This is a genomic window from Clostridium grantii DSM 8605, from assembly GCF_900129965.1.
In the GTDB taxonomy this organism is placed as follows: domain Bacteria; phylum Bacillota; class Clostridia; order Clostridiales; family Clostridiaceae; genus Clostridium_AF; species Clostridium_AF grantii.
In genome coordinates this window covers 152420-164459 of the sequence record NZ_FQXM01000009.1, presented here as the reverse complement: position 1 = coordinate 164459, position 12040 = coordinate 152420, and the positions used below count along the sequence as shown (strand labels likewise).

General features: G+C 27.0%; 11 protein-coding genes. All 11 read right to left on the bottom strand.

The window, feature by feature from the left end:
* A partial coding sequence (locus BUB83_RS09950; RefSeq protein ID WP_200801462.1) for a hypothetical protein occupies positions 1 to 878 on the bottom strand: 878 nt, incomplete at its 3' end.
* A 101-nt stretch (positions 879 to 979) separates the two neighbouring features.
* Positions 980 to 2053 (bottom strand): polysaccharide pyruvyl transferase family protein, encoded by a 1074-nt coding sequence (locus BUB83_RS09945; protein WP_073338312.1) that lies wholly within the window; start codon positions 2051 to 2053, stop codon positions 980 to 982.
* A 43-nt stretch (positions 2054 to 2096) separates the two neighbouring features.
* Positions 2097 to 3359, bottom strand: a complete 1263-nt coding sequence (locus BUB83_RS21915; protein WP_073338311.1) for an ABC transporter ATP-binding protein — start codon at positions 3357 to 3359, stop codon at positions 2097 to 2099.
* A gap of 20 nt (positions 3360 to 3379) precedes the next feature.
* A complete protein-coding gene (locus BUB83_RS09935; RefSeq protein ID WP_073338310.1) occupies positions 3380 to 4198 on the bottom strand; it encodes an ABC transporter permease in 819 nt (272 codons plus the stop codon).
* A 48-nt stretch (positions 4199 to 4246) separates the two neighbouring features.
* Entirely contained in the window at positions 4247 to 5245 is a 999-nt protein-coding gene (locus BUB83_RS09930) for a glycosyltransferase family 2 protein (protein WP_073338309.1), read from the bottom strand.
* A gap of 224 nt (positions 5246 to 5469) precedes the next feature.
* On the bottom strand, positions 5470 to 6432 hold the full coding sequence (locus BUB83_RS09925) for a glycosyltransferase family 2 protein (RefSeq protein WP_073338308.1): 963 nt from the start codon (positions 6430 to 6432) through the stop codon (positions 5470 to 5472).
* 4 nt (positions 6433 to 6436) lie between these two features.
* Positions 6437 to 7159 (bottom strand): glycosyltransferase, encoded by a 723-nt coding sequence (locus BUB83_RS09920; protein WP_143160516.1) that lies wholly within the window; start codon positions 7157 to 7159, stop codon positions 6437 to 6439.
* 258 nt (positions 7160 to 7417) lie between these two features.
* Positions 7418 to 8662 carry a glycosyltransferase gene (locus BUB83_RS09915; protein ID WP_073338306.1) on the bottom strand — a complete coding sequence of 415 codons (1245 nt, stop codon included), beginning with the start codon at positions 8660 to 8662 and terminating at the stop codon, positions 7418 to 7420.
* 13 nt (positions 8663 to 8675) lie between these two features.
* The gene (locus BUB83_RS09910; protein WP_073338305.1) at positions 8676 to 9773 is read right to left on the bottom strand and encodes a polysaccharide pyruvyl transferase family protein; all 1098 of its coding nucleotides are present in this window, start codon (positions 9771 to 9773) and stop codon (positions 8676 to 8678) included.
* Between the two features lie 37 nt (positions 9774 to 9810).
* Complete coding sequence (locus BUB83_RS09905; protein WP_073338304.1) at positions 9811 to 10992, bottom strand: glycosyltransferase; 1182 nt, start codon at positions 10990 to 10992, stop codon at positions 9811 to 9813.
* A gap of 17 nt (positions 10993 to 11009) precedes the next feature.
* Positions 11010 to 12038 (bottom strand): glycosyltransferase family 2 protein, encoded by a 1029-nt coding sequence (locus BUB83_RS09900; RefSeq protein ID WP_073338303.1) that lies wholly within the window; start codon positions 12036 to 12038, stop codon positions 11010 to 11012.
* Between the last annotated feature and the right edge of the window lie 2 nt (positions 12039 to 12040).

Sequence of the window (12040 nt, the reverse complement as noted above, 5' to 3'; positions counted from 1 at the left end):
TTGAATTGAATACAATCTTTCTTTTCTACAAAGTTCATATTCTCATCATAGAAATAAGAAGTGTATTCTTTATTTTTTAGATATGGATAACCCTGATATCCTAATGTGTATCCTAATTCAAACTGTTCACCACATTTACTTATATTGTAAACTTCTTTAGTTCTACTATTTTTATTGCTTTCTATCATAATACCACTTTCTGATATAGACCCTGAAACTACATTCTTAGTATATACTGCATCAAATCTGTTACTATTGGTTCCACTTTCTGTATATATTCCATATCCAGTAACATTAGTCACTGTTATATTATCCATTTCTAAGTCTTTACCACCTTTAAAAACAATTCCACATCCCCATTCATGAGGTGTCTTTATGGTTTTATAATCATGTGTATCTTTATCTCCTCTAATTATGCCATTTGTTAATCTAATATTTTCTGCGCCATCAACTATTTGAATTATGGAGTATTTTTCTAACCCATTTGTATTTATTTGAAAAGTAGCTTGATTTAAATCTATAACTACATTTTTCAAATCAATAACTACAGGATTTAATTCACTAATTAAATATTCCCCTTTAGGAAATACTATTTTCTCATAACCTTTTTCCTTAGCATATTGTAAAGCATCATTTATACCTTTTGAAGTTTCTACGGCAAATGTTGCATCATTCTTTATCCCAAATTTATCAAGTTCAATTGTATATTCATTCTCCACTGAATTATCCATTCCTTGGGATGTTTGCAAAGAATATTCTTTATCATTACTTTCAAAAAATATTATTCTGTTAATTAATATACAAATTAATATTAATGATATAACTCCCCATAGAAAAAATTTAATCCTTCTTGTATTATAATTGTTTAAATTATTCAAAATATGTCCTCCAACAATTTATATGACCAATCAAACTATTATTAAATAACATTAATTTTTCCCTTTTACAGCCTCATAAATATATTGCTAAATTACCACTCTTATATTAACTTGCACTGCTGCAAAAGTTTATTAAAGTGGCTTGTATCAAAATCGAAGTTATTTAATTCATCTATACTAAGTAAATAATCAATATTATACTTAATTTCATTGAAGTTTAATTCATCTATAAATCTAATATAGTTCAGATTGGCAATCCAACTATAACTTTCAACAACTTTATGATCTAAACTCCTAGTAACAATACATGGTGTCTTAGTAATTGCACAAAATATCATGCCATGGAGTCTATCTGTTATTACAACTTTGGATTCATAAAACGCTTTCCAAAGTTCTAATAATTTTCCTTCTCTTTCTTCTTTGCTTACTGTTTTATTTATAATAGTATCACTAACCAATACATCTTCATAATTCTTTATTAGTTGGTCTATTAAAATAGCTTTCTTATCCATAGATACATAAGTTTCTTTATCTTTTCTAAAACAAATCATTATTTTTTTTCTTTCATAACTATTGTTTTTTAATTTATTGTTTAGATAAAAAACAATATCTGGAGACTTAACAACATTGCAATTAGGAAAGTTCTCTTTCATAATTGCAAAAGATTTATCTTCTCTTGCTAAAAGTGATAAGTTTTTATGAGAATTATATATATGTTTAGTTTTATTAAACTCTTTTTTACCATTTTCATCATTAGAAAAAAATATAGTTTGAGGAAAAGATACTATTTGTATTTTTTTAAATTTCTCAATTATATGTCTTCTAGCTTCCTCTTCCCACAAATAATGATTTCCCATATTTCCACCACCGGGTAAAAATATCAAATCATCTTTTTTCATAATCTTTTCAAGGGCTTTCCCATATTTATATGTATCATTAAAATTAATTTGAATAACCTCATATTCAGGCAAATTATCATCTATATATCTTAATGATGCATAAACGATGGCTTGATCTCCTAAATTTCCATGTGTGGGGACTAATGCATATAAGATTTTTTTTTTATTTTTATAGTTTTTAAAGTATTTATAATATCTAAAGCTTAGCAAATAATCGATTTTATTCTTATTATTACCACCTAGAATATTATAAGCTAATGATTTTATTCTTCCCATATTGTTCTCCTTTTCTTCTTTTAGGTAATCATCTTTTATAAAATCAGTTTCCTTCTAGTCTAACTTTAATTTCTGGTAACTTTGTATGTCCCCACCAACGGTGTTGCCATTCAAGATTATTATTTTCATCATGTTTTGGTGTAATCTGAAAACTAAATGCGTTTTCAACAATATCAATATGTTCAAATGCTCCGTACTGATTTACTGAATACAATACAAGTTTAGTTATGTATTTCCCCGGAGCTAAACAAGATATATCTGATTCAAATATTGTATCAATAACACTATTTTTTGTTGTAATATTAATTGTTCTAGTTGTTGCCATACATGCTGGAGTACTATCTGAATATAATATTATCATTCTCATACACACGTTTGGAGAATCTTTAATTATATTCCATCTTATATTAAACTTTAAAGATTCATTACAATTAAATATACATTCTTCCTTATCTAATATTTCAACGCTCAACATTTTTGAATAGGCATTCATACTATTCTTTGGTCTATCTATTTCAGATAAATCATTAAATATTTGCATCTCTTTTGTGTTCTCCATATATACTTTAATTCCATCATCTACATTTCCATTAAATATAATTTTCCCATGGTCCATCACAATAACACGATTGCATAGTTGTTGGATTGTATTCATATTATGACTAACATATATTACTGTTCTACCTTCCCCTGAAACATCTTCCATCTTACCTAAACATTTTTGCTGAAATTTCATATCCCCTACTGCTAAAACTTCATCTACAATTAAAATATCTGGATCTAAATGTGATGCAACAGCGAAAGCAAGCCTTACATACATTCCACTTGAATATTTTTTAACTGGAGTATCCAAAAAATCGCCTATTTCCGAAAACTCTACAATTTCATCAAATTTCCTTTCTATTTCACTCCGAGACATTCCCAATATAGAACCATTTAAATATATATTTTCTCTTCCAGTAAGTTCTTGATGGAATCCTGTTCCTACTTCCAACAGTGAAGAGATTTTCCCTTTCACCTCTATTTGTCCTTCTGTAGGTACTGTTATTCTAGAAAAAACTTTTAATAAAGTTGATTTACCAGCTCCATTGTGACCTATTATTCCAATTCTATCCCCTTTATTTACCGTAAAATTTATATCTTTAAGTGCCCAAAATTCTTTTGATTTACACTTATTCTTTTTTTTACTTAATCCACTTTTAAAAGAATTAAAAAGTACTGATGCGAATGTATCATGTTTAGTATTATTTGATAGAAGTTTATACTTTTTGCTAATATTTGAAACTCTCATTATTTCTTCATTCATATGTATTTATCTTCCTTTCGTTATATTAAATCTGCAAAGGTATTTTCGAATTTAATAAAGAATTTAATTCCTAAAATCAAAAATATAATTCCTGCTAATATAGAAATTATAATTGCTGGCATATAAATTACTGAATTTGGTATAAGACACCATCTAAAACCTTCTATTACACCAACCATAGGATTAACGGAATAAATAAGTCTTAATCCTTCTGGAACTACTTCACTTGAATAGCCCACTGGTGACAAATACATTCCGAATTGAAGTATTAATGGAACTATATATCTTATATCCCTATATTTTACATTCATAGTGGAAAAAAATAATCCTGCTCCTAATGAAATTATAAATGTAATTAATATAAATAATGGAACCAATAGAATTCTTATTGGTGGAACATATTTATAGCCAATCATTATCACTACTAAAATTCCAAATGATATCAAGAAGTCTATAAATGAAGTTATTACAGACGCTATTGGTAACGCCAATCTTGGAAAATATATTTTTTTAAGTAAGTGTGCATTACTTACTAAACTATTAGATGTACCACTAAATGCACTGGAAAAAAAGTTCCATGGTAATATTGCTGAATATACTAATATAGGATATGGAATTCCTTCTGATGGCATTTTTGCTAGATTACCAAAAATAAAACTCATTACTATCATAGTAAATACCGGTTGAAGTATAGCCCACATAATGCCTAGTACTGTCTGCTTATATCTAACAATAATATCTTTCCAAGATAAAAAATATAAAACTTCTTTATATTTCCAAAGTTCTTTTATCTTTTGCTTTTTTGATGAATTACTTGTTATTAACATAATATCATTCATATTTATTGATCCTTTCTTCAAAATAATATAATAATTTTTCCATTATTTTTATATTCGCTTTTCTATAAAATTCATTCTAGTTTTATTATATAGATTGTACAAAACTGGATTTATTTTAAATAATAACAATTTTAATTTTTCTTTCCAAGTAAAATTATTATTATTTAATAAAAATCTTAAATTTAAAACTTTATTGAACATTTTTTTCATTTCTCTCAGTTCTTTATTAACATTTGTTAATTCTGATTTTGTTTTATAATACCTTCCAATCAACACCCATATATATGTTTTCTCTGCTTTATATTGAAGCTGTTCTTGTTTTATTGATTTGAAAAAATCTGTTCTTTCTTTTAGGGCATAAAGGAAATCCAATTTCTTTAGTCTGACTTGTGATCCCATAATGCTATTATTTCTTTGAAGATAATAGTATAAATAAATAGAAACATAGGTTATTTTTGTGCTCTTATATAAAATTTTATGTGCTATAAATTCATCCTCATGGATTCTTCCTTCAGCAAATCTTAAGTTTTTAAACAATTCTTTTCTATACAACTTATTCCAGGCTACAACAAAACCAACTCCATTCTTAGTAAATAATTGCTCTAAAGCCTGTGTATTTGTGAAATGTTCTATCTTACTATTTGTATTAAAATTAATCAGTTCTTTTACTTGTCCTTCACTTACTTTTGAATAATCACACATTATTATGTCTGACAAATACTCAACTGCGCTATTATATAACACCTCATACATCCTTGTATGAATATAATCATCACTATCTACAAATCCAATATATTTGCCTTGTGCAATATCAATCCCAGCGTTTCTTGCAGAACTAAGCCCTCCGTTTAGTTTGTGTATTACTTTTATTCTTTTATCTTTCTTAACATATTCATCACAAATTCTTCCACACTTATCAGGCGAACCATCATCTACTAGTATTAACTCGAAATCATTAAACGTTTGAACTAAAATGGAATCTATACATTTTTGCAAATAAGCTTCTACTTTGTAGATTGGAACAATTATACTTATTTTGGGATTCATAATTTAACTTCCTTTCAAACTTTTACTTCTTGAGGAACTACAATACTTTATTAAGGCTATTGCATAGCTTACTTTATAATTTTTTACTAATAAGAAATTTAGAAACATCAAAATGCTCTCACGATATTTTCTTTTTTTAATCTACTTTATTTGCAATATAGTAACCTATAGTATCTATTTGTTCTTGATATGATATTGCTACATACTAACGATTTTTTTAGATACTATGGTTGATATTTTTTTATTATAAATTTGTATATAGTAGGATGTATTTTATTAACTATCAATAATATCTTCACATTCCTAGGATAATCTTCTAATTTTACAGTTTTATCAAAATAACTATTAAGTATTTTCCCCACTTTATAATAATTTTTTTTATATTTTTCAAAATTGTTACTATTTAGTATTAAATTCAGAATGCGCATACAGTTATTAGCTAATTTTAATACTACCAAATCAATAAGGTAAGGGTAATTAAATTGTATAAATTTATACATATCTTCATACACATAAATAGCATCTAAGCTTATATTTTTTCTAGCCCTATCCATTGTACTGTTATCGTGTTTTAAATAATTGTATTTAGGAGCTCCTATGCAGCAAACTTTTCCAACCTTATGGATAACTTTATATGTAAATGCTGTATCTTCATACATTATTCCAACTGGAAATCTCATTCCCTCTAACAATTCCCTTTTAAATAACTTTGTCCATACTACTTCATCATATAGATCTCCCTTAATTATTGCTTCCATAGCTTGACTTTTATTATGGATTGTTAGTGGGTGCGTACCGTTAATTATCATTTTATCTTTATAGTATATATTCATCGTACAGCTTGAGATTTCACAATTGTTTTTTGTGCACATACCATATAACAATTCGTACATATCTGGTTCAATCCAATCATCACTATCAACAAAACCTATATAATCGCCTCTTGCTATATCTAAAGCTGCGTTTCTCGCCGTTGCTTGGCCACCATTTTCTTTATGTATTACTTTTACTCTACAATCCTTTTGTTCATAATCATCACAAATTTTACCACAATTATCAGGTGATCCATCATCTACTAGTATAAGTTCAAAATTTGTAAATGTTTGTGCTAATATCGAATCAACACATTTGTGAATATATGGTTCTACTTTATACACTGGAACAATTATACTTATTTTCGGGTTCATAATTTTAATTCCCTTCTATTTGGATATAATCAAATAATTTATATACTTCTTTTGTTATATCTACTTTAGTTTTTGATAGATTCTTGGTTAGTTTATCTCGTTGTATAGGGTTATCAATTAAATATTTAATCTTTTCATATAACTCTATTTCATTACATTCGACAATAAAACTATCATACCTATCTCTAAGTTGCTCATATGATCCTGCAAAACTTGTTGTCACAATAGGCTTATGTAAACACTTTGCTTCTACTAAGGTAAGACAGTACCCCTCATGTCTGGACGTTTGAACATAAAGATCTGCTTTTGCTATATAGGGATATGGGTTTGGTGTTGCTCCTAATAGTATGAAGTCATTTTTCAAATTATACTTACCTATTAATATCTCAAATTCTTTTCTATCATTACCATCACCAACGCAATACCATCTCACATTATATCTATCTTTTCGCAACTTAGATAAAACTTTAATAGCAAGATCTTGTCCTTTTTCTAAAGAAAGTCTTCCAACAGTTATAATCTTTATCCCTTTAAAATCCTTATCAAATTCAACTGACTTTTGTGACATTCCATTTATTAAATTTGATGATACTATATTCAAAAACACCTCAGCTTTGCTAGTAACTGTTGGTATTGTTTCAATTAAATGTTCTTTTGCTTGTTGAGAAACTACAAATACTTTATCGAACTTATTGTACAACCTACAATATAATTTTTTGTTAATCAAAAATTTGGAAACATAAAAATGCACCCATGATATTTTCTTTTTTGAATTAACTTTATTTATAATATAGTAGTCTATAATATCTGTTGGTCTTTAATATGCTATTGCTACATCATATGTATTAACGTTGTTTGACACACTTTTAAAACATGCTTGTAATAAATATATGTATTATCTAAATATTTAGATATGAAATATGAAATATGAAGATATAAAAGATAGTAGAGAAAGTAGTGATTTTTCTATCCCTCCAATATCCTACTACTGACCATAAATAATATTTTCTTCATTACTAACTTCCCTATGAGTTTTGTCTATACCATTCATTATTTGAAATAATTTTTCCATATTATTTGTAGTATTTACTATCTCATGTTGTAGATTTTTCCTTAACGTATCCATTAAATATTTATCATCTAATAGCTTTTTTATATCACTATATATTTGTTGTTCATTACACTCCACTATTAATCCTGTTTTTTCATGAATTATCTGCTCTCTTGCACCTGTAAAATTTGTAGTGATTATTGGGTTATCGAAACACCTTGCCTCTGCAAGAGTAATACAATACCCCTCGTGCCTAGATGATTGCACATAAATATCACACTGTTTCATATAGGGATATGGATTGGGATCTGAACCTAATAAAACAAATTTATCTTTTACATTGTATTTATCTATTAGCTCTTCATATTTTTTTCTTGCACTACCCTCGCCAACACAATACCATTTAACATTAAATCCATCTTCAACTAGCCTTGCTAATACAAGAATGGTTAAATCCTGCCCTTTTTCAGTGCATAGTCTCCCTACTGTTAGTATTCTAGTACCCTTAAAATCATCTGTAAATCCTACACCTTTTCCTGCACTGTCTCTGACTAATTTAGCTGATACAATATTAAAAAATGTTTTTGTTTTTTCTTTGAACTCTGGAAAAACTTCTAAAAATTTATCCTTTCCTTTTTCAGATACTATAAAAATATTATCAAACAGACCATATATCTTTCTTGTAAACTTATGATTTATATGGATTTTTGTTACATCAAAGTGAATCCACTGGACTTTCTTTTTTGCCTTTATCTTTCTTGCTACAAAATAACTAATGAAATCCATTGGACCATGGTAGGCTATTGCCAAATCATATTGATTCTCCATTTGATCATAATCTCTTAATACATATTTATAATAATGTTCTCTGTTATCTGTTATCTTTGAAAGTATATGATAAAATAAAGTCTTAAATGCTTTTATATACTTCTTATCCTTTAGAAGTTCTAATGCAACAATTTGTGGTGGTTCATTAACGTATTCTTTAATATTGTTATAACTTTCTAGTACTTGTACATTAACCCATTTTGGAATATGATCTAAGAATCCCCCATACTCTTCTAACATTAATATAGTTACTTCAAACTTGTCTTTTGGTATTTCAGATAACATGTTTAATAGTGCTTTTTCTACTCCACCAATGTTCATATTTATAACCATAAATAAAATCTTTTTCATGTACCCTCCAAAATTAATTTATCAAAAAAGTATTTAATTTATTAAACTGTTTCTCTGCCTTCTTTGATAAATCTCCTAAAAGTAAGTTGTTATCTAAAGCTCTTTTCAATACTTTATTATCATATAGTAAATGAAGTTCATTCATATTTATTAATATGTTATTAAAATTGATGTCTCTAAGCATATTAATAGTTTTTTTGCTATATATAATTGGCAATATAGAAGTACCTAATAATAGTCCAATAATATTAGCATGGAACCTTGCTGCAATAAACAATTGAAACGTTGAAATTAGTTCAATAACCTCAGTTAAGTTACCTTTATACTCATATATGGATATTTTCTTTAAACTTTCTAATGTAAGATTTGATTTTATGGCATTTATTACATCTAAATCTCCCTCTCTTTGACAGAAAGACATTAAGTAACAATCATACCCACTAGCTGTTAATAACTCTAAAGACTTAACTGAACTATTTATATACTCTTCATGATACATTGCCAATCCTTGCTTATGTCTCACGTCTATAATCGAAAACCCTATCCTTTTTTTATTTTTCTTATTTTTATATTTTTCTATATCCATTTGAAACACTATATCTGGTTCATATCTAACATTTAACATATCATTAAATAATTCATAGGAGTCTGTATCTCTAAAACAAACATCTTTACATAATTCAAAAAATCTCCTATAATCATTTATAAATCCTTGAGTCTCAAATGGTCCAAAATTTGCTCCTAGTACAAATATTGGCTTTTCTCTATTTTTGAATTCTTTTACCATGTTCATTCTATCTTTATATAGAGACTGATGATATTCTTCTTCTCTGAAAATAGAACCCCCAAGAAATATTAAAGCATCATGTTCTTCAGCAATCCTATTATACTCTGTTAAAGCATCCTTTATTTTAAGTCGTCGCATTATCTTATTAATTAAATTATAATTTCTTCTATTAACGTTATTGTATTGTGAAATAAACTTATCATAATCACCTCCTACGTAATTCACCGTAAATGAACAGTTTGGATATTTCTTAGCAATTATATCTAAAAACAAATCGTCTCCTAAATTAAAAGCTAAGTATACATCAATAAAAATTTTCTTCATTCTTAGTACCTCTTTAAATCATATTTTAGTAAATTCACTAATTAATTATTTCATAAAATTTTTCAAGTTCATTCACCGAACTATATGCTTTACAATTATTTAAATTACATATAACCCTCTTACGTTCATTTTCATTATCGATAAATTTTTTAATGGCACTGAAAATTTCATTTTCTTCCTTAGATACTATATAACCATCTACCTTATCATTAATCAGTTCATATGCAGTATCAAAATTAGTACAAACTATAGGCTTTTTTAGAATTTTAGCTTCAATTACCGTTAACCCAAACCCCTCTTTTCTAGATGTTTGAACATATATATCGCAATTATTTATATATGGATATGGATTTGATTTTTCACCTAATAGTATAAAATTATTTGATAGTTCATATTTATCTATAAGCCTTTCCATTTCTTTTCTTTCTGATCCTTCTCCTATAACATACCACTTGGCCTTATATCCACCTTTCTTTAATAAACTTGCCGCTTTAATTGCCAAGTCATATCCTTTAACTGTGGCTAATCTACCAACTGTTAGAATTTTAAGTACGTTTTGATGAAACTCTCTTGGTTCTTCCTCTAATGACATTTTAGTAATTATTTCAGGATTAACAATATCAAGTATTACTTTCAACTTATCTTTATAGTTATATTTCATTTTTGATATAGAATCATATGTATAAGAAGAAACTGTAACCATTGTATCTATACTCCTATAGAATACATTATCTAAGTCTTTATCATATAATGTATTTATATAATCACAATTAATCCATGCTATCTTCCTATCTGCCTCTACTTTATCAACAATAAAATATGTTGGCAACCCTTGACTATAGGCTATTGCTACATCGTATTTTTTACCAACATTATTTAAAATAGTCTTAATTGATGTATATACTATTTGTTCAGAATGTTTTTTCTTCCTAGTAATATTATTTAATCTTAATTTTAATGAGGTTTTCAGTCTATATAGATGATACTTTACTCTACTTTTAAAATTAATTGAAGTATCTCCTGAAACAAACCGAAAGTATTGAGGAACATTAAGTACTTTAACTTGAGATGGAAGAAACCTCTCAAATCCTCCTCCTCTTCTAAAAAGTAAAAGTTCTACTTGGTATTGTGAATAATCTATATTATTAAGTAACGAAATCAAACTTTTTTGTGCTCCTCCACAAGTTAGAGAATCTATAACAAATAATACATTAGTCATACTATATACTGCTCCTATCAATTAACCTTAGCTTTTATATTTTTAAACTTCTTAGCTGTTTCAATGGTAATAGAAATTAAAAATACCATAAAATATTTATTGTTTTTTACAAATGGCATTATCAACTTGTCCTTACCATCTTTAACCTCAAAACTTTTTTTATATGAGGATACATATTCGTTGCCAATGATACTCTCAATGTTTTTTATACAATAGTGAGATTTATTATTTAAAAATTTTTGAGCCTCGATAAAAATAAAACCCATAACTAGAGATTGAACCCTAGATATTACTATTTCTTCAATAACTGCTTCATATATACCTATATCTATTAATAAAGATTCCATATTTTGAATGACAGTAATATTATTTTTTAAATAACTTATGTTAATATTTGAAGTTATACTATAATTATTTAATCTGTTGTAGTGATATAGAAAATCTGGTATCGCGGCAAATGTATTACAATAAAGGCAGTAATTTAAAACAAATAACAAATCTTCACACATAAAAATTTTAGAGTCCATTCGAATATTATTTTCTACAATAATATTCCGCTTGAATATTTTTCCCCATATCGTCCCGCCAACACCACTACAAATATACTTTGCAAAATCATTACGCAAAACTTTTTCTTTATTAAACCAAAAATCATTATAACTTATCATCCCATTTTTACTTTCCTCATTATATCCGCAACAGACTATGTCATATCCTCCCTCTAGTGATTTATATAAAAGCTTTTCTATATAAATTTCATGTATTGTGTCATCAGAATCAACAAAAACTAGATATTCACCAGTTGCGTTTGTAAGTCCATTATTACGAGCTTCAGATGGTCCCTTATTTTCTTGATTCAACAATTTTATTCTCTTATCTATAAGTTCATAAGTTTTAATTATTTCTTGACTTCTATCTTTTGATCCATCATTTATAATCACTACTTCAATATTTGTGTAACTTTGATTCAATACACTCTCTAAACAATTAGCAATATATTTTTCACAATTGTAAACTGGTATTATAACACTTACCTTGGGTAACATAC